Below are 18711 nucleotides of genomic sequence, written 5' to 3' on the forward strand. Positions count from 1 at the left end.
CCTCTTCGTCGGCAGCGCGAGATGGTTATAAGAGACAGTTCGAATACGCCGCCCGCGATCCCCCGCCGGCGTTCGGCGGATGGGCCGCCCGCAATCCACCGCCGGCGACCTTCGGATGGGCCGCCCGCAATCCACCGCCGGCGACCTTCGGATGGGCCGCCCGCGATCCATCGCCGGCGTTCGGCGGGTGGGGGGCACGCGATCCACCGTCGGCGACCTTCGGGTGGGGCGCACGTGATTCATCGGTGGTGGCTTTCGGGTGGGGCGGAGGGGCGTCGCGGGGCAGGGTGCGGGCCAGGATGGCCATGACGAGGCTGATGACCCCCACGCCGGCGGCCACCGCACGCCATCCGGCACCACCGGCGAGCGCTCCCGCCGCGCCGGCGAGTGCGAGGCCGGCGGGGACGCACATGCCCCACAGGGCCAGGGCGCGCTGCCTGGGCCCGCCGTCCAGGAGCCGGCCCAGCAGGGTGGGCCCGGTGATCATCACCAGCGCGTACCCGGCCGCCTGCACCAGGCGCGGGACGGCCAGCGCCACCACCCCACCGGCGAGAGCGGCCAGCGCGCCCGCCACGGCCAGCGCCACCAGGCCGGCCACGAAGAAGCCGCGCACCGCCCGGCGGTCGAGCCACATCCCGAGCGGCAGGCAGCCGAGCGCGGCCACCAGCGTGACGGCCGACGACAACCACCCGACGGCGGTGAGCGGCAGCCCGAACTCGCCGCCGATCGCCGCGAGGAAGGGGATGAACTCCCCGAGGGCCATGCCGGCCACCACACCCGCCGCCGGCACGAGGAGAACAGAACGAGAACCCATCCGAGCACGCACCTCCCATGATGCGGGGAGACGCGACCGGAGATCCGGCCCGACCCTCAAGCCCGGGACGGGCGACGTCTGAAGGAGGGTCCTCGCGGGGCGGCATCCTGTGCCGCCCGCTCATCATAGGCGGAGTCACCGCGCCTGACCCCGGCCGCAGTGTCGGCATACCGAGAGCTTGCCGCCCGCACGCCATCATCGTCGTGTGCTGGACAGACGATCGTTCCTCGCGCTGGGGTTGTCGCCGGTGCTGCCGTACCGGGCCGCCGACCCGTTCACGCTGGGGGTGGCCAGCGGGGATCCGGCCCCGGACGGGTTCGTGCTGTGGACGCGCCTGGCGCCCGAGCCGCTGGCGGAGGACGGGCTCGGCGGCATGCCGGCCGCGCCGGTGGACGTCCGGTGGGAGGTGGCCACCGACCCGGGCTGCGCCAAGGTGGTGCGGCGCGGCGTCCGGCAGGCGGTGCCGGGCTGGGCCCACAGCGTGCACGTGGAGGTGACGGGGCTGCGGCCGGGCCGGCCGTACTGGTATCGGTTCAAGGTCGGGCAGCACCTGTCGCCCGTCGGCCGGACGCGGACCGCGCCGAGGCCCGGGGCGATGCCGAGGGCGCTGCGCCTGCTGGTCGCCTCGTGCGCCAACTACCAGCACGGCTACTTCACCGCGTACGCCCGCATGGCCGCCGAGAGCCCGGACCTGATCCTGCACCTGGGCGACTACATCTACGAGGACGGTGCCGAGCCGGGCGCGAACGTGCGCGACCACGAGGGCCCGGAGCCGACGACGCTGGCCGGCTACCGGCGGCGGCACGCGCTCTACAAGACCGACCCGGACCTGCGGGCGGCGCACGCGGCCGCGCCCTGGGCGACGATCATGGACGACCACGAGGTGGACAACAACTGGACGAACCTGATCCCGCCCGAACGTCGCGGGGCCGCCTTCCGCGCCTACTACGAGCACATGCCGCTGCGCGCGAGCGCCCGGCCGGGCGGGGCCGCGATCCAGCTCTACCGGCGGCTGCGCTGGGGGCGGCTGGCGACCTTCCACCTCCTGGACACCCGCCAGCACCGCGATCCGCACCCGTGCGGCCACGGCTACACGGCCTGCGACGCGCCCCTGGCGCCCGGCCACACGATGATCGGGCTGGACCAGGAGAACTGGCTGCTGGACGGCTTCCGTACCTCCCGGGCCCGCTGGGACGTCGTCGCCCAGCAGGTCTTCTTCGGCCACCGCGACCGCGACCCCGGCCCGGAGGAGGTGCTGCGGCGGGACGCCTGGGACGGCTACGCCGCCTCCCGCACCCGCGTGACCGGCGGCTGGGTGAACGCCGGGGTGCGCAACGCCGTCGTGCTCACCGGCGACGTGCACGCGCACTGGGCCGGGAACCTGGTCCTCGACTACGACGACCCCGGTTCGGAGCCGGTCGGCGCGGAGTTCGCGGTGACGTCGGTGACCAGCGGCGGCGACGGCCACGACCCCGACCCGGCCGGCGACCCGCTGCTCGCCGGCAACCCGCACCTGCGCTTCCACCTGCGCCGTCGCGGCTATCTCGCGGTGCGGATCACGCCCCGCGAGCTCACCGCCGACTGCAAGATCCTGCCGTACGTGAGCGCGCCGGGCGCCGGGACCGTGACGGCCGCCGGATTCACCCTGCGCGACGGCGTCCCCGGGCTGCCTAGGCCCGCCGCGCCCGGAGCGTAGAGGTGATCAGGAGCAGCAGCGCGCTCTGCGCCAGCATGCCCGGGGCGAGCGGCGGGGCGTTCCCGACGGACTTGGTGAAGGCGTACCACCACTGGGTGAGCGTGGAGAGCGTGTTCCAGGAGGGGTCGAAGGCGCCCATGCCGTGGTTGACGGAGACGTGTGTGAAGACGCCGTAGACGGACGCGAGCAGGACGGCGGCCGCCAGCACGCGCACGACGGTGAGCGTGCGCGGCGAGTCGCGCAGGGCGAGCGCGAGTGCGATCCCGAGCAGCAGCAGCGCCGCCCACGGGATCAGCTGGGCCGGGCCGCCCCAGTGGCGTTCGACGGCCAGTTCGAAGGCGGCGCCCAGGATGCCGATCGCGACCAGGCCGAGCAGGGCGAGGCGGAGCATTCCCGGCCCGGTCCTGGCGGGCGGCGCGGCGGTCTTCTCGGGGCGCAGCGTCTGATGCGAGGGGTCGGTCACGGAACAAGGGTCCCCCGGCATCCTCAGAACAGCCTCAGGGCAAGGTGAAGATTTGGTGAGAATTCAACTAAAGAGCCCGGCCCGCAGGCCGGGCTCTCCCCGCCTCTAGTACTTGACCTTGCGCAGATAGCGGTATCCGACCTCGGCCGTCTGCCGGGGCGTCACGTCCGGGGTGTCGTTCTCGACGATGTACTCCTTCACGCGGTGCTCGTCGAAGATGCGCCGGAAGTCGATCGTCCCGGTACCGAGGTCGGCCATGTCACCGTCCAGGTGCCGGTCCTTGACGTGGAACTGGAGCACCCGCTGCGGCGCCCGCCTGATCACGTCGAGCGTGAACTTGACCGGGTCGGCGACGCCGCGCCCGACGCCGCCGGTGACCGCCCAGTACAGGTCGATCTCCAGGTGGACCAGGCGGGGGTCGAGCTCGGCGGTGAGCACGTCCCAGGGCGTCCTGCCGCCCCCCAGGTCGGTGGTGAACTCGTGGGCGTGGTTGTGGTAGCCGTACCGGATCCCGGCGGAGCGGGCGGCGGCGGCCTCCACGTTCATGCGCTCGGCCCACGCCTTCCACTCGTCCTCGCTGGAGGAGCTCAGGTAGGGCACGACCATGTAGGACTGGCCGAGGGTCAGCGCATTCTCGATCTTCGTGTGCAGCGCGGCGTCGTCGGCGCTGATGCCGTCGTGGCTGGACGTCGAGCGGATGCCGAGCCCGTCGAGGAACTCGCGCAGTTGCCTGGCCGTCCGGCCGAAGTAGCCCAGCGCCAGCTCGACCTTCGGGTATCCGATCTCGGCCAGGTAGGCGAGCGTCGCGTCGTAGTCACGCGACAGGTCGTCGCGGACCGTCCAGAGCTGGATGCTGATCAGACCCGGCGGGATGCGGTGCCTGCCGCCGCCCCTGCCGGGCCTCGTCGCCACCCCGGCCGCCGCGGCGGCCGGGGTGGCGGCCGGGGTGGCGGCGAGGGCGGCCGCCCCGAGTCCGAGGCCCGCGGCGAGCAGTGACCGCCTGCTCGGGCCGTAGCCGTAGCACATGGAATCTCCTAACTGGTGGGCTGGAGGACGACCTGGTGGCTGCCGGTCAGCGGCGGCAGGCCGCCGGTTCCGGGGTCGGTGTAACTGGCGACGAAGACGCCGGTGAGCTCGTCGTTCTCGGGATCGTGCCCGCCCGGTTCCGTCGTCTGGATGGAGCCCGTGCAGCCTCGGGCCGTGGTCTGCGGGTGGCCGTGGTCGTCGTGGCCGAGGATGTAGTTCACGGTCACGTCGGCGCAGTCGACGGGCTGGTCGTCGGTGACCCGCACCTCGAACTCGACCACGTCGCCGAAGGAGAACGTGTCCCCCGCCGCCGGTCGCACCAGCTCGACGACCGGCGCGGCGTTGCCGATCACGATCCGCACGGACGTGGCCGCGGACATCCCGCCGCTGTCGCTGACCCTCAGCGTCGCGTTGTAGAGGCCGTTCTCGGTGTAGGTGTACGTGGCCTCGGGCCGGCGGGAGTCGACCCTGCCGTCGGCGTCGAAGTCCCAGGCGTAACGGAGCCTGTCACCGTCCGGGTCGGCGGTGCCCTCGCTGGTGAAGGAGACCGTGAGCGGCGCGTGGCCGTCGGTCACCGACGCCGCGGCCACCGGGACGGGCGAGTGGTTGCCCTTGTGGCCGATGTAGTCGAAGCGGGAGAGCTGGGCGTCCGGGTTCTCCCGGAAGTAGCCGTCGCCGTACTCCAGCACGTAGAGCGCGCCGTCGGGGCCGAATTCCACGTCCATCGGGTTGTCGAAGACGAACGACGGCAGCACGTCCTCGATCCGCCCGTCGGGGTGGAACGCCTTGACGTAGTCGCGGGTCCACTCGTAGAAGAGCGGGACGCCGTCGTAGTACTCGGGCCACGCCACGGGCGCGCGGCCCTGCGTGTCGCGCCGGTCGAAGTCGTAGGCCGGTCCCGCCATCGGGCCGATGCCGCCGGTGCCGAGCGCGGGGAACTCCTGCGAGGCGCCGTAGGAGTACCACACCTGCGGCTGGACCACCGGTGGCAGCTCGCGCGCCCCGGTGTTGTGCGGCGACTCGTTCACCGGCGCCGCGCAGTCGAACGGCTCGCCCGACGCCCCGGTCGCGAAGTCGAAGTCCACGTACGGCAGCCGCGCCGTCGCGCAGTACGGCCAGCCGTAGTTGCCGGGCCGGCGGATCAGCGCCCACTTGCCGGTCCCCGACGGGCCGCGCGCCGGGTCGGCGTCCCTCGCGTCCGGCGAGTAGTCGGCGACGTAGAGGTCCCCGGTGGAGCGGTTGAGCTCGATGCGGAACGGGTTGCGCAGCCCCATCGCGTAGATCTCCGGCCGCGTGCCCGGCGTGCCCGGCGGGAACAGGTTCCCCTTCGGCGCCGTGTACGAGCCGTCGCCCCTGACCTTGATCCGCAGGACCTTGCCGCGCAGGTCGTTCGTGTTGCCGGAGCTGCGCTGGGCGTCGAAGGCCGGGTTCCGGTCGGCCCGCTCGTCGATCGGGGTGAAGCCGTCGGAGAAGAACGGGTTCGTGTCGTCACCGGTCGACAGGTACAGGTTGCCGTCGGCGTCGAACACGATGTCGCCGCCGACGTGACAGCAGATGCCCCGGTCCACCGGCACGTCCAGGATCCTCTGCTCGCTGGACAGGTCGATGGTCGCGCGGCCGAACCGGAACCGGGACAGCCGGATCAGCCCCTCGAACGGCGCGAAGTCCTCCGGAGTGCCGGTGAACGGCGCGTCGCCCTCGTTCACGTCCGGCGTCGCGGGGTCGTCGACCGGGGTGTCGAGCGGAGGGGAGTAATAGAGGTAGACCCAGTCGTCCTTCTTCGAACCCTTGCCGAAGCCGGGGCTGAGTGCGATGCTCTGCAGCCCCTCCTCGTCGTGCTGGTAGACGTCCAGCCGGGCGGCCAGCGTGTTGAGCCCGGTCTTCGGGTCGTGCAGCCAGACCTCGCCGGTCCGGGTGGTGTGCAGGACCCTGGAGTCCGGTAAGACCGCCAGGTCCACCGGCTCGCCGGGGTTGTCGTTGAGCGTCACCTTCTGGAACTGGTCGTCGGGCGGAGGCGCCAAGGCGGTTCCCGCGGCCTGGGCTGTTCCCGCGGCCTGGGCTGTGGCGGCCGGCATGAGGATCGCCGCGGCAGACAGGGCCGCGAGCGCGGTTCTCGCTCTCATACCTCTCCCTTCGGTCGGCGTGGAGGGATAAGAGGGAGCAAATATCGTGAATGTAACCGTGTTACGCCGATCGGGGAGGACCTAATTACGGGTGATCGCTCTACTTTCGCGGCCTATTGGACAAAGTGCCGCGCTGATTTGCCCCTGCTGGGCGGGCAGGGTGAGATGACCCGGTGATCTTCCGCATCCTCGGTCCCGTCACGATCGAGACGGGCGACGGCGTCCGCCCGGCCGGGGCGGTCAAGCAGCGCACCATGCTGGTGGCGCTGGTGGCCGACGCGGGGCGGCTCGTCACCATGGAGACCCTCATCGACCGGGTGTGGGGCGAGTCCCCGCCGAGCTCCGTCCGCAGCTCCCTGTATGCCTACGTGACCCGCCTGCGCGCCCAGCTCGCCGGCATCGAGAACGTCTCGCTCGTCCGCAACCCAGGCGGCTACACGCTGCTCGTGCCGCCCGGCCAGATCGACGCCGGCCACGCGCGCGCCCTGGCTGAGCGTGCCGCGCGGGCCGGGGACGAGGAACGGGCCGCGCTCCTGGACGAGGCGCTCGGCCTGTGGCGCGGCGTGGCGCTGACCGGCGTCGCCGGCGACTGGGCCGAGCGCTACCGGCAGAACCTGGAGCAGCAGCGGATCGCGCTCGCCGCCGACTGGGCCGAGAGCGCGCTGCGGCTGGGCAGGAGCGGCGAGGTCATCGGCGTGCTGACGCCGCTGCTCGTGGAGCACCCGCTGGCCGAGCGCCTGATCGGCCAGCACATGCGCGCCCTGCACCACAGCGGGCGGCACGCCGAGGCGCTGACCGCCTACGCCGCCGCGAGCGAGCGCATCCGCGACAAGCTCGGCGTCGACCCCAGCCCCTGGCTGCGCGAGGTGCACGCCGGCCTCCTGCGCCGGGACCCCGCGCCCAGGAGCGGCTCGCCGACCGGCCGCCTCTCCCAGTTGCCGCCCGACATCACCGACTTCACCGGCGCGTCCGCCGGGCTGGCCCGCGTCCTGGCCACCGTCGAGGGCGCGGGGCGGCCCGGCACCGCGCTGCCCATCGTGTTCATCTCCGGGCGCAGCGGCGTCGGCAAGTCCACGCTCGCCGTCCGCGCCGCCCACCTGCTGCAGGAGCGCTACCCCGACGGCCAGCTGCACATCGCCCTGCGCGGTGCCCAGGCCCGGCCCGTCACACCCGCCGAGGCGCTCGACCGGCTGCTGCGCCTGCTCCGCGTCGAAGGCCACGACGAGAGCCTGCCGCTGGAGGACAAGATCGAGCTCTACCGGCTGGCGCTCGCCTCCCGGCGTGTCCTCGTGGTGCTCGACGACGCGGCCGACACCGCGCAGATCCGGCCGTTGCTGCCCGGCAGCGGCACCTGTGCCGTGCTCGTGACCAGCCGCCGACGGCCCGACGGGCTGCCCGGCGCGACGGTCGTCGAGCTGACCGAGATGGCGGAGGCCGAATCGCTCGACCTGCTGCGCGCGATCGTCGGCGCCGGACGGGTCGCCGCCGAACCCGACGCGGCCCGTGCACTCGTCGCGCTGTGCGACCGGCTGCCGCTGGCCATCCGCGTCGTCGGGGCCCGGCTGCAGCGCAAACCTCACTGGTCGCTGGCCCACCTCGCGCACCGGCTGGACGACGAGCGCCGCCGCCTCGACGAGCTGTCCATCGGCGACCTGGGCGTACGGGCCGGCATCAGCGCGAGCTGCGCCGAGGTCGGCGCCCCCGCCCTGCGCGCCTTCTGCCTGCTCGGCCACCTCGACCCGCCCGACTTCGACCTCATGGTGACCGCGTCGCTGCTGAACCTCGGGCCGGAGGCGACCGAGGAGATCGTCGAGGAGCTCATCGACGCGCGCCTGGTCGAACCGCTACCGGCCGGTGACGGCCTGATCCGCTACCGGATGCACGACCTCGTCCGGCTGTACGCCAAGGAGCGGGCCGCCGGCACGATGCCCGCGCCCGAGCTGGCCGCGGCCGTGCACCGGGCGCTGGAGAAGATGCTGGCCCTGTGCGAAGGGCTGACGCAGCAGCTCCCGATCGCGCTGCCCCGCCTCGGCGGATCGGCCCCCGCGCTGCCCGCCGACGACGCCGGGCAGTGGTTCGCCACCGCCGAGTCGGCGCTCATCGTGGCCGTGGAACGCGCCGCCGAGCTGGGCCTCGACACGCTCGCCTGCGCGCTGGCCGACACGCTCATCTTCACGTCCTTCGGCGGCTCCAACCGCTTCGCCGGCTGGAACAGGACCCACACCGCCGCGCTCGCCGCCGCCCGGGCCAAGGGCAACCGCCGGGCCGAGGCGGTCATCGAGTGCGGGCTCGGCCAGCTCGCCTACAACGGCGACGACTTCGACGAGGCCGAACGCCGTTTCCGGGTGGCCCTCCAGCTCTTCCGGGCCGAAGGCGACGAACGCGGCGCCGCCGTCGCGCTCAACGGCCTGGGCACCGTCCACCGCGAGGTCGGCGAGCACCACACCGCGCTCCCCCTGATGGAGCAGGCGCTGGCGGCCCTGTCCGCGCTCGGCGACGAGGAGGGGATCGCGCACGCCCGCTACGGCATCGGTTTCTCCAACCGGGAGCTCGGCCACGACGACCAGGCCGTCGGCAACCTGCGGGACGCGCTGGCCCGCTACCGCGACCTCGGCCACCGCAGGGGCGAGGCGCTCGCGCTGCGCGGCATCGGCCTGGTCCACCGGGCGCGCGGCGAGCTGGCCGACGCCGAGGACCTGTGCGGGCGCGCCCACCGGATCATCCTGGCGACCGGGGACGAAGTGCTGGTCAACTACACCTCCCAGGCGCTGGCCAAGGTCTGGATCCGGCAGAACCGCCTGGCCGAGGCCGAACCGCCGCTCCGCGCCGTCGTCGCCGCCACCGCCCGCTTCCACGACCGGGTCGGCACCGGGCTCGGGCTGCGCACCCTGGGCGAGCTGAGCCTGGCCGCGCACCGGCCGCGGGAGGCGCTCTCCTGGCTCGGCCGCGCCCTCGACACGTGGGACGAGCTGCGGCTGCCGCTGTGGCGGGCGCGCACGTTGCGCGACGTCGGCGCCGCCCACGCGCTGCTCGGCGAGCGTCCCCGCGCCGAGCGCGCCTGGCGCGAGGCCGCGGACGTCTTCGGCCGCTTCCTGACGCGCGACGCCGCCGAGCTCCCGGCCTGGCGCGCCCGGTGGACCAGCGACTAGGTCCGTCACCTTCGCCGGGTCCCCGGCATCGCCCGCGTCAGCCGGGGAGGCGCCGTTCCAGGCCGTCGAGCAGGGCCTGGAGGCCGAACTCGAAGGTGTCCGCCGGAGCGGTGGCGTAGTCGCCGGGGCGCGGCGTCTCGACCCGGCTGCGCAGCCGGGGGAACTGCCTGGCGATGTCGGCGGCCTTGTCCAGCGTCTCCTGGAACGCCGCCGACGCGTCGCCGCCGTCACGGCTGAGCCGCCTGGTCAGGGACGCCTGCGCGGCCACGCCGAGCACGCTGCCCAGGACGAAGGTGAAGACGACGCCCGCCGCGCGGTCGGCGGCAGCGCCGGTGAAGCCCCCCGCCTCGTAGACGGCCAGGCTGCACTCGTCGTAGCGGGCCTTGCTCACCCCGTAGAACAGGTGTGAGCCGAACGCCTGGACGAGCCAGGGATGCCGGCTGAACATCGCGTGCAGGCCGGTGGCCAGTTCGGTGGCGGCCGCGCGCCAGCCGACGGCGTCGGGGTCCGGCAGCCCGATCTCCTCCCACACGCGGTCGCCGACGAGCAGGATCAGGTTGTCCTTGCTCTGGACGTGCCAGTAGACAGCGGTGGCGGCGGAGCCGAGCCGCTTGCCGAGACTGCGCATGTTGAGGCCGTCGAGGCCCTCCTCGTCGAGCAGCTCGATCGCGGTTTCGACGATCTGTTCCTTGGTCAGGGTGTCGCGCGGCATGCGGCCACGATACTCGACTTGCACTTAGTTCAAGTAGCGGTTTACAGTGCTCTTGCACTTAGTTCAAGTCGAAGCGAGGAGCCCCCCGTGAACACCGTCATCGCCATCAGCCAGCTGCTCGTCGCCGGCGCCTTCGTGAGCATCCCGATGGTGCGGCACCGCTACGGAGCCACCGCCATGAGCAGCGCCCAGGCCGAGCTCCAGCGCCAGGGCGTGCGCACCACCGTCCTCCAGGAGAACGGAATGCGCTTCGACGCCGGCGGCCACGAGACGGCGGTCCCCGCCACGGTCGCCGCCGTCATGGTGGCGGTCGCCGGGCTCAACCTGTCCGGCCACGACTGGGCCCCGATCCTGACCTGGATCTTCCAGTCCCTCGTCCTGGCCGGCAACTGCGTCATCATCTACAGCCAGCTCACCGCCGAGAAGTCCGTGCGCGCCGCCTTCCTGCGCAAGGGCGACCCGATGCTGGCCAAGGTCGACGTCGCGGCCCTGCTCAAGGCCGCCGAGGACGGCTTCCCGGCCTGGACGTGGACCCTCCAGAACGTCCGCCACGTCGTCGTGTTCGGCGCCTCGGTCCTCTCCCTCGTCCTGCTCGCCCTTTGAGCGGCCGCCCTGCCCGTACTCCTGACGCGCTCTTTCCGCCTTCACCAGGTGACCGGGGGGATGATCCGGGTACGCGGTCGGAAGCCCCCACGAACTGGAACGCGGAGGACCGCACGATGCTCCTAGTCAACCGAGAGTGTGTCCGCCGGCTGCTCGACGCGCCGGACCCCGACACCGTCCTGGTCTTCGTCCGGGGTGACTGCCTGGTCATGCCGGCCGCGGAGGTGGACGAGAGCCACCGGAGCCTGGTGATCGCCCGGCGGGCGGACGTGGCCGGGCTGCTGCCCGGCGGCACCGTCACCGACGAGCAGCTCGACGAGGTGGCGACCCGGCTCGACAACGTCGCCAGGGACCTGGCCGGCTAGGCCAGGCGCGCGCACCGAAGGCTCTCCCACATCAGCCGCCAGACCCGGCCGTCGCTGCCCTCGATCAGCTCCGACATGCGGTTGGGCACGTAGGCGAAGGCCAGGCCGGTGTCCGGGTCGGCGAAGGCGAACGCACCCGTGGCGCCGGCGTACCCGAAGGCCCCCGGCGCCCCGAAATCCGGCCACATCGGCCCGCCGGGCAGCATGAACCCGGCGCTGTAGGCCGTGTCGAGCCGCAGGACCAGGTCCCGGCCCCGGGCCTCGACCGTTCTGGCGCGATCCGTGGTCTCCGGGCGCAGCAGCCTGATGCCGTCCACCTCGCCGATGAGGGAGGCGTACAGCCTGGCCAGGCCGGCGGCGGTGCCGACCCCGCCGGCGGAGGGCACCTCCGCCCTGTACAGGCGTGAGCCGCCGAGCAGCTCCGGAGTGAGGACCACGCTGCCGTAGGTGGCGCGGTGCAGCAGCGAGGACGGCTCGCAGATCGCCCGGTTGAGCTCGTGGAGCCCCGGGTCCGCGCGGCCGTTGCGGACCTCGCCGGCCGTGGGCGCGACGACGCTCGCCAGCCGCCCCTCCTGGTGGGCCGGGATCCCGATGTGCAGGTCGAGCCCCAGCGGCGCGGCGATCTCCCGGGCGAACAGCTGCCCCACGGTGAGCCCGGTGACGCGGCGGACCACCTCGCTGACCAGCCAACCCAGGGTGAGGCAGTGGTAGCCGTGGGCGCTCCCCGGCCGCCACGCGGGCCTGGCGCCCGCCAGCACCTCGGCCACCGGGCTGCCGAGCTCGATGTCCTCGATCGTCAGCGGCGGATCGATGACCACGACGCCGGAGCGATGCCCCAGGATCCACCGGAGCGGCATCCCGCCCTTGCCCTCGGCGGCGAACTCAGGCCAGTAGTCGGCCACCGGCGTGTCGAGGTCGAGCACCCCCCGGTCGACCAGCAGCAGCACGGCCGTGACCGCCATCCCCTTGGTGGTCGAGGCCAGCAGCGCGAGCGTGTCGCGCCGCCACGGCCTGCCCTCGCCGGCCAGCCCGCCCCACAGGTCCACGACGGGCGCGCCGTGCTGGTAGACGCAGAGGGACGCGCCCAGCTCCCGCCCCTGGGCGAAGTTGTCCGCGAAGCGGTCCCGCACCGAGGCGAAGCGCGGGTGGCAGTCCCCCCGGATACCGGCCACGGCCTCCGGCTACCCCGCTGACCTGCGGACAAACGACGATCACCGGGCAGCGCCATACCCGTTCGCGCATGGTTTGAGCGAAACGCGCGTCCCGATGCGTACCTCCAGACGGCAGATCCCGGTTATCTGGAGGTCCTTCATGCACCGCAGAGTCGCCCTGCTCTCCGCACTCACGCTCACCCTGACGGCCGCCCCGGTGTCCGCGCAGGCCACCGCCGCGCACGGCCCCGGCCCCGTCAAGTGGTCCGCCACGGACTCCTGGCCGGAGCGCAGGACCGTCCTGCAGTACTGGACGACGCAGCGCCTGCGCGCGGCCCGGCCGCTCTCGACGCCCGCGCCGCGCCGCGCCACCCGCTCCGACCGGCCGACGCGGGGCACCCCGTGGGCGACGCGCGGCGTCTCCTCCACCCAGTCGGCCCAGGTGGCCAACAGCCCCGGCGCGCGCTGGACCGACGGCGGCGCCATCGCGCGCACCACCGGGCGCGTCTTCTTCACCACCGCCGACGGGCAGAACTCCTCCTGCTCCGGCACGGCCGTGACCAGCGCGAACGAGAGCGTCGTGATGACCGCCGGGCACTGCGTGAAGCTGAACGGCGCCTTCCACCGCAACTGGGTGTTCGTCCCGGGCTTCACCAACGGCCGCGCGCCGCTCGGCGCCTGGGTGGCGAGCCGGCTGCTGACCACGCAGCAGTGGAACGCCCGCGAGGACATCAACTTCGACGTCGCCGCCGCCGTGGTCGCACCGCTCCAGGGCCGCACGCTGACCGACGTCGTGGGCGGCCAGGGGGTGGCGTTCAACCAGGCCAGGCGGCAGCAGATGTTCTCCTACGGCTTCCCGGCGGCGGACCCGTTCGACGGCTCGTCGCTCATCTTCTGCAGCGGGCGCGCGTTCGACGACACCGTCATGACGCGCGACCTGGGTCTGCGCTGCCGCATGACCGGCGGGGCGAGCGGCGGCCCGTGGCTGCAGGGGTTCGACGACTCCACCGGGCTCGGCTGGGTCACCTCGGTCAACAGCTTCAAGTACGACTTCGCGCCGGACTTCATGTTCGGCCCGTTCTTCGGCAACGAGGCGATGGCCGTCTTCCAGGCCGCCCAGCGGACCGACGCGACCTGAAGCCCGGTTTGGGGCTGCTGTACCGTGAACCCGCACATGGGGCCCCAGACTGGGAGAAGCGGTGAGGAAGAGGGCGCCTGCCCTGCTCGAACGGTTCCAGCATCCCGCACAGGTGATCGTGACCGGCTTCGCGGTCGCGGTGCTGCTGGGCACCGCGCTGCTGGCACTGCCCGTCGCGACGGAGTCCGGTGAGTCGACCGGCTGGCTGACGGCGCTGTTCACGGCCACGTCGTCGGTGTGCGTGACCGGGCTGGCCGTGGTCGACACCGAGTCGCACTGGTCGGCGTTCGGCGAAGTGGTGATCGCGCTGCTGATCCAGATCGGCGGGCTCGGCATCATGACGCTGGCCACGCTGTTCACGGTGCTGGTGGCCGGGCGGCTCGGCCTGCGGGCCAAGCTGTTCGCGCAGGCCGAGACCAAGGCACTCAGGATGACCGACGTGCGCTCCGTGGTGCGCAGGGTGGTGCTGTTCAGCCTGGCCTGCGAGGCGGTCGTGGCGGTGGTGCTGACCGGCCGGTTCCTGCTCGGCTACGGCGAGCCGGTCGGGCGGGCGGTCTACCTGGGCGTCTTCCACGCGGTGTCGTCGTTCAACAACGCCGGGTTCGCCCTGTGGTCCGACAACCTGATGGGGTTCGTCACCGATCCGTGGATCTGCCTGACCATCGCGGCCTCGGTGATCGTGGGCGGGCTCGGCTTCCCGGTCTGGTTCGAGGTGCTGGGCAACTGGCGGCACCCCGGCCGGTGGTCGGTGCTGACCAGGATCACCGTGTGGACGACGGTGATCCTGCTGGCCGGCGGCACGCTGATGTTCCTGGCCACCGAGTGGCGCAATCCGGGCACCCTGGGCGAGCTGGACGATCCGGGCAAGGTGCTGGCCGCGTTCTTCGCCGCCGTGATGCCGCGCACGGCCGGGTTCAACAGCCTGGACATCGCCGCCATGCACCCGTCGAGCTGGCTGGTGACCGACCTGCTGATGTTCGTCGGCGGTGGCAGCGCGGGCACGGCCGGCGGGATCAAGGTCACCACGTTCGCGCTCCTGGCGTTCGTCATCTGGGCGGAGATGCGCGGCGAGGCGTCGGTGCACGTGGGACATCGCCGGCTGCCCGGGTCGGTGCAGCGCCAGGCGGTCTCGATCAGCCTCATCAGCGTGGCCCTGGTCGCCGTCTCCACCTACCTGATGCTGGCGCTGACCCCGTTCAGCCTGGACCGGGTGCTGTTCGAGGTCGTCTCGGCGTTCGGCACCACGGGGCTGTCGACCGGCATCACCGCCCAGGTCGGCGTGGCCGGGCAACTGCTGCTGGTGGTGCTCATGTTCGTCGGCAGGACCGGCCCGCTCACCCTCGGCTCGGCACTGGCGCTCAAGGAGCGCACCCGGCACTACCGGCTGCCGGACGAGAAGATGATCGTCGGCTGACGATCTCAGTGGTGGTAGGCGTGCACCACCGCGTGGCCCTTGCCCCTGCCGATGATCCACTTGTTGATCGGGGTGGTGACCAGGAAGGCCACCAGCAGGGCCACGGCCAGCGCGCCCCAGAACAGGCCGGAGGCGAGCCCGGCGTCCATGGCCCCGGGGATGGCGACCATCACGCCGTTGTCCACGATCTCCATCACGATGATCGACACCGTGTCGGCGGCCAGGGCCAGCTTGATCGCGTCCTTCCAGGCCACACCGGCCCGGCGGAGCGGGATGAGGGTCAGCAGGTAGCCGAAGAAGAAGGCGAGCACGACGGCCAGCGCGATGGACGGGACCGTGTGCCAGCCCAGCGCGGTGGCGATCACCAGCCCGAGCACCTCGCCGATGGCGCAGCCGGTGAGGCAGTGCAGGGTGGCGGAGGCCGCCATCCGCCAGGAGGCTCTGCCCGGGCCGGTGTGCGCGTGGTGGTGATGGTGGTGCTCGGACATGCTCGTCATACCCCCTGCTAGTATCTTCGCCGCGACGTTAACATACCCCCGGGGGGTTATCCAAATCTGTCGGCGGTGATCTCTAGTGTCCGTCGCATGACACATCAGGTGGCCGCCTGGCAGGCGGTCCGTGCCCTCATCACCGGCCGCGACACCCGCGCGCTGGCCGACCGCCTGATCGCGCTGACCGAGGCGGAGCGGGCCGGCGTGGCGGGCCGGCTGCCCGGGTTCGTCAAGGAGCTGCGCGAAGACGCCGCCCGCGGGTTGCGGGAGCCCGGGCAGGCGGACGACACCCCGGCGAGCCTCTGGGCGTCGCTGCTGCTCGCGGGGGCGGGCACGATCCCGGGCGCCGCCGCGGCCACCACCTGGCTGACCCGGCGCGAGTTCAACCTCCGCTGGTCGCCGGAGCACGACTGGTCCGAGGTGGCCCGCGTGCTGGCCGGGCGCCCGGCCGCCTGGCGGGCCGACGTCGCCGGCCGGCTCACGCGGAAGATCCGCAGGCCCGACGACCGCACCGTGCCGCTGGTGCTCGCGCTGCTGCGCACCTGCGGCGCCGAGCCTCCGCCACACGACCCGCTGATGATCGCCTGGCTGACCGCCGGCGTCGTGCCCGGCGACCCGCTGGCCGCCACGCTGCTCCCGAGAGTCTTCGAGGCCCAGGGCGCCGGTCGCACGCTGCGCGAGGAACGGCTGTCGCCCCGGCCGACCCCCTGGCTGGCCCTGTTCGCGTCCGGCGCGCTGCCGCGTGAGGCGGTCCTCGACGGCTGCGCGGGCCGCTTCCTGCGCGGCGGCGACGCCCTCGACCTGCGCTTCTTCGTACGCCTCCACAAGCTGCTCGACCCCGCCCCCGAGGAGTCCGCCACCCGGTCGCGCGACTACCTGCGGCTGCTGCCCGCCGCCCCCGGCCCGGTGGCGGAGCTGGCTCTCGCCCAGGTCCGCCGCACCGGCCCGCACGACCCCGCCGACGTCACCGAGGCGATCGGCGCGCTGGCCTTCCGCGCCGAGGCCAAGCTGGCACTCGCCGGGCTGAGCTGGCTGGGCGAGGAGCTGCGGCGAGCGCCGGCAGCGGGCGCACCCGGCTCGCCGTCGCCGCGCGCCGCCTCCCGGGCCGACGAGCTCGCGCCCGCGCTGGCCACCGCGTTCACGCACACGTCCTACGAGGTGCGGCGGCGCGCGGCCCAGCTCGCGCTCAAGCACGCCGCCGCGTTCCGTACGGGCTCCGCCGCGCTGGCGGAGGCGGTGCCGTCGCTGCCCGCCGAGCTGGGCAAGCGGGTGGCCGCCAGGTTCGGGGGCGAGGCGGCTGCCGAGGAGGCGGCCGAGCCGTTCGCTCCCCCGCCGCTGCCCGAGATCGCCGAACCGGGCCCGTTCCCGGCGCCGACGCTCGCCGTGCGCGCGTGGGACCTGCACAAGTGGGAGGAGGCCGAGAGGTGGCTCGCCGCGTTCGTCGAGCAGGCGGCCCGCGACCGGGCGGCCCTGCGTGAGACGCTGATGCCGGATTACCGCGACCTCGTGCCGCACCTGTATACGAGCGACCGCTGGAACGGCACCGGCGAGTGGATCGCCGCGCTCGCCCTGGGGGTGATCGATCCGGGTGGCGATCCCGGCGTGCCCGATCCGGCGTCCGCCGACCCCTGGGGTTCGGGCTTCTCCCTCGGGAGGATGACCGTCGACCGGGACGCGCCGGACGAGACGGACGGGCCCTTGCAGGTGTTCGGGAAGTTCTTCACCCACCTGGTGGGCGAGGTCTTCACGAAGCTCGGCGCCCCCGCCGAGGTGACGCGGCACTGGAACCGGCTGCCGGATCCCTCGTGGACCTCGCCGCCGCACCTGTTCGCGCTGCGCCGGCTCAGCGAGCTCTACGCGGCGCTGCGCGCGGACGCGCTGCCCCCGGTGCTGCTGGCGACGCCCACCGTGGCGACCGGGCAGCTCGACCCCGGGGTGCTGGTCGACCGGCTGGAGGCGTGCTCGGCCGCGGGCGTCGAGCCGCTGCCCGCCGACCTGGCGCAGGCCCTGCTGCGGCTGCCGCGCGGCGCCTGGCCCGAGGCCGCCGGACGGGCCGCGCGCCTCGGGTCGCGGGGCGCCGCGCAGGCCGCCGCCTGGCTGGCCGGAGGCGGCCTGCCCGATCCGGCCGCCGGGCTGAAGTGGGGACACCCGGAGGGCGCGACCGACCACTACTTCGAGGACCGCCCGGCGCTCAGGCCGCAACCCGTGCTGCGGGCCGAGCCGACCGGCAACGAGCTGATCGACGAGCTGCTGCGCGAGCCGCGGAGGCCGCCCTGGGACCATGACAGCCACGCCGTGGGCTGGTGGCCGGCGATCCTGCCGTCGCACCGCGAGGTCGTCGCCGTCCACTACCTGACCCACCTGTTCGCGTCGGGGTTCCACCCGGAGCACCTGGCGGGCCTGGCGCGGGCCGACGGACCCGTCGGTGACGCCACCGCCATCTTGCTGGCGTCCTTCCTCGCCGTCCGCAGCCCGGAGGCGGTGCCGCTGCTGCTGCGGATGGCGGCCCGGGGCGACCTGCCCGCCGAGGCGGTCGGCCGGCAGCTCGCCTTCCTGATCCTGCGCACCCGGCGCGAAGCCCGTCCCGCACTGGAGTCGCTCGCCGACGCGGCCCGGCAGGGCGGGCACGCGCAGGTGTGGGAGATCCTCAAGGCCCTGCTGCCGGTCCTGCTGCCCGGCGCGGGCGAGCGGCCGGCCGTCGTCCACTCCGAGGCGGTCGCGCTCGCCGCCGACGTCGCGAGCTGGACGGGAGCACGGGACGTGATCCCGGCCGTGGCGGTCCACGCGGCCGGCCGGAGCCGGAGCCGCTTCGCCCGCGAGTGCCGCCGCCTGCACGACCAGCTCACCGCCGACGGCGGCGACAGCGATGGCGTCGGCGGCAGCGATGGCGTCAGTGGCGTCGCCGTGGGCGTCAGCGGTTGAGGCGGTCGGTGACCAGGTCGGTGAAGCCGTTGGCGAGCAGGATGACGGCGATGGCGGTGAGCAGGATGCCCGCGACGCGGTCCAGCAGCATCGCGCCCTTGAGGGAGATGCGGCGCTGGACGTGACCCGCCGCGTAGAGGGTGACACCGGTGACGACGGCGAAGGCCAGCGCGGCGACCGACAGCACCACCTTGTCCCGGACCGAGACGGCCTCGGCGGCGGCCGCGACGCCGAAGGCGAAGGTGGTGCCACCCACGGTGAGCGGGAACGTCACCGGCGTGAACAGCACCGACTGGACGTTCACCGGCGGCCCGGAGACAGGTTCGGGTTCGTCCATCTTGTCCAGCTCCTCGACGGCGCCCGCCCTGCCGAGCATGAGCGGGATCGAGGCGAACGCCAGGGCGATGCCGCCGGTGGCGGTGAGCGCGGCGGTGCTGATCCCGAGCAGCTGCAGCAGCGGCTCCCCGACCCACAGGGCGACCAGCACGAACACGGCGACGTTGACGGCCAGCCCGAGCGCCAGCCGGGCGACCTGCCCCCGGTCGAAGGTGCGGACGATGGGCAGGTAGGAGGCGAGGGCGGCGACGGGGCTGTAGAGCCCGAACAGCGCGAGAAACAGGAGAAGCGCGGGGTGGCTGCTCATC

General features: G+C 73.4%; 15 protein-coding genes and 1 pseudogene. 7 read left to right on the plus strand and 9 right to left on the minus strand.

The genetic code is table 11. From position 1 onward, the window contains the following. Window positions 1-25: 25 nt before the first annotated feature. Entirely contained in the window at window positions 26-814 is a 789-nt protein-coding gene (locus ADY59_RS18305; RefSeq protein WP_082310196.1) for an MFS transporter, read from the minus strand. A 205-nt stretch (window positions 815-1019) separates the two neighbouring features. Between ADY59_RS18305 and ADY59_RS18310 the strand changes: the two genes are divergently transcribed. After that, on the plus strand, window positions 1020-2510 hold the full coding sequence (locus tag ADY59_RS18310; RefSeq protein WP_053174869.1) for an alkaline phosphatase D family protein: 1491 nt from the start codon (window positions 1020-1022) through the stop codon (window positions 2508-2510). Here the strand turns inward: ADY59_RS18310 and ADY59_RS18315 are convergent. From ADY59_RS18315 to ADY59_RS54055, 4 genes and pseudogenes are all read right to left on the minus strand, one after another. Beyond that, entirely contained in the window at window positions 2485-2973 is a 489-nt protein-coding gene (locus ADY59_RS18315; RefSeq protein WP_049563698.1) for a hypothetical protein, read from the minus strand. The two genes, ADY59_RS18310 and ADY59_RS18315, sit on opposite strands and share 26 nt — an antisense overlap. Window positions 2974-3078: 105 nt before the next feature. Beyond that, entirely contained in the window at window positions 3079-3999 is a 921-nt protein-coding gene (locus ADY59_RS18320) for a sugar phosphate isomerase/epimerase family protein (RefSeq protein WP_049563700.1), read from the minus strand. Between the two features lie 8 nt (window positions 4000-4007). After that, a complete protein-coding gene (locus tag ADY59_RS54050; protein WP_442937705.1) occupies window positions 4008-4724 on the minus strand; it encodes a PKD domain-containing protein in 717 nt (238 codons plus the stop codon). A gap of 387 nt (window positions 4725-5111) precedes the next feature. Further along, window positions 5112-6122, minus strand: a pseudogene (locus tag ADY59_RS54055) (PQQ-dependent sugar dehydrogenase); the annotation flags it as partial. 173 nt (window positions 6123-6295) lie between these two features. Between ADY59_RS54055 and ADY59_RS18330 the strand changes: the two are divergent. Further along, the gene (locus ADY59_RS18330) at window positions 6296-9271 is read left to right on the plus strand and encodes an AfsR/SARP family transcriptional regulator (RefSeq protein WP_049563703.1); all 2976 of its coding nucleotides are present in this window, start codon (window positions 6296-6298) and stop codon (window positions 9269-9271) included. Between the two features lie 37 nt (window positions 9272-9308). Here ADY59_RS18330 and ADY59_RS18335 read toward each other — a convergent pair whose 3' ends face one another. Next, complete coding sequence (locus tag ADY59_RS18335) at window positions 9309-9983, minus strand: TetR/AcrR family transcriptional regulator (protein ID WP_049563704.1); 675 nt, start codon at window positions 9981-9983, stop codon at window positions 9309-9311. A gap of 87 nt (window positions 9984-10070) precedes the next feature. On the opposite strand from ADY59_RS18335, the gene ADY59_RS18340 reads away from it, so the two are divergent. Beyond that, entirely contained in the window at window positions 10071-10586 is a 516-nt protein-coding gene (locus ADY59_RS18340; protein ID WP_049563705.1) for a hypothetical protein, read from the plus strand. A gap of 116 nt (window positions 10587-10702) precedes the next feature. Further along, on the plus strand, window positions 10703-10951 hold the full coding sequence (locus ADY59_RS18345; RefSeq protein ID WP_049563706.1) for a hypothetical protein: 249 nt from the start codon (window positions 10703-10705) through the stop codon (window positions 10949-10951). On the opposite strand, the gene ADY59_RS18350 is transcribed toward ADY59_RS18345, so the two are convergent. Continuing rightward, window positions 10948-12123, minus strand: coding sequence for a serine hydrolase domain-containing protein (locus ADY59_RS18350; RefSeq protein WP_049563707.1), 1176 nt, complete (start codon window positions 12121-12123; stop codon window positions 10948-10950). The two genes, ADY59_RS18345 and ADY59_RS18350, sit on opposite strands and share 4 nt — an antisense overlap. A 139-nt stretch (window positions 12124-12262) precedes the next feature. Between ADY59_RS18350 and ADY59_RS18355 the strand changes: the two genes are divergently transcribed. Both ADY59_RS18355 and ADY59_RS18360 read left to right on the plus strand, forming a co-directional pair. Next, a complete protein-coding gene (locus tag ADY59_RS18355; RefSeq protein ID WP_049563708.1) occupies window positions 12263-13240 on the plus strand; it encodes a trypsin-like serine peptidase in 978 nt (325 codons plus the stop codon). Between the two features lie 61 nt (window positions 13241-13301). Continuing rightward, window positions 13302-14654: a TrkH family potassium uptake protein gene (locus ADY59_RS18360; protein ID WP_049563709.1), complete on the plus strand. Its 1353-nt coding sequence runs from the start codon at window positions 13302-13304 to the stop codon at window positions 14652-14654. Window positions 14655-14659: 5 nt separating this feature from the next. Here ADY59_RS18360 and ADY59_RS18365 read toward each other — a convergent pair whose 3' ends face one another. Next, window positions 14660-15151: a DUF4396 domain-containing protein gene (locus tag ADY59_RS18365; protein ID WP_049563710.1), complete on the minus strand. Its 492-nt coding sequence runs from the start codon at window positions 15149-15151 to the stop codon at window positions 14660-14662. A gap of 87 nt (window positions 15152-15238) precedes the next feature. Here ADY59_RS18365 and ADY59_RS18370 point away from each other — a divergent pair, with 87 nt between their 5' ends. After that, window positions 15239-18067: a hypothetical protein gene (locus ADY59_RS18370; protein WP_156325576.1), complete on the plus strand. Its 2829-nt coding sequence runs from the start codon at window positions 15239-15241 to the stop codon at window positions 18065-18067. On the opposite strand, the gene ADY59_RS18375 is transcribed toward ADY59_RS18370, so the two are convergent. Beyond that, window positions 18057-18710: a MarC family protein gene (locus ADY59_RS18375; protein WP_049563713.1), complete on the minus strand. Its 654-nt coding sequence runs from the start codon at window positions 18708-18710 to the stop codon at window positions 18057-18059. The genes ADY59_RS18370 and ADY59_RS18375 overlap by 11 nt on opposite strands. Window position 18711 lies beyond the last annotated feature (1 nt).

Origin of the sequence: Nonomuraea sp. SBT364 (assembly GCF_001083785.1) — a bacterium.
Taxonomy (GTDB): domain Bacteria; phylum Actinomycetota; class Actinomycetes; order Streptosporangiales; family Streptosporangiaceae; genus Nonomuraea.

Coding starts and splice junctions, on each gene's coding strand:
- ADY59_RS18305 (WP_082310196.1), bottom strand. CDS start 814: ATGGGTTCTCGTTCTGTTCTCCTCGTGCCGGCGGCGGGTGTGGTGGCC.
- ADY59_RS18320 (WP_049563700.1), bottom strand. CDS start 3,999: ATGTGCTACGGCTACGGCCCGAGCAGGCGGTCACTGCTCGCCGCGGGC.
- ADY59_RS54050 (WP_442937705.1), bottom strand. CDS start 4,724: ATGGACGTGGAATTCGGCCCCGACGGCGCGCTCTACGTGCTGGAGTAC.
- ADY59_RS18335 (WP_049563704.1), bottom strand. CDS start 9,983: ATGCCGCGCGACACCCTGACCAAGGAACAGATCGTCGAAACCGCGATC.
- ADY59_RS18345 (WP_049563706.1), top strand. CDS start 10,703: ATGCTCCTAGTCAACCGAGAGTGTGTCCGCCGGCTGCTCGACGCGCCG.
- ADY59_RS18355 (WP_049563708.1), top strand. CDS start 12,263: ATGCACCGCAGAGTCGCCCTGCTCTCCGCACTCACGCTCACCCTGACG.
- ADY59_RS18365 (WP_049563710.1), bottom strand. CDS start 15,151: ATGACGAGCATGTCCGAGCACCACCATCACCACCACGCGCACACCGGC.
- ADY59_RS18370 (WP_156325576.1), top strand. CDS start 15,239: ATGACACATCAGGTGGCCGCCTGGCAGGCGGTCCGTGCCCTCATCACC.
- ADY59_RS18375 (WP_049563713.1), bottom strand. CDS start 18,710: ATGAGCAGCCACCCCGCGCTTCTCCTGTTTCTCGCGCTGTTCGGGCTC.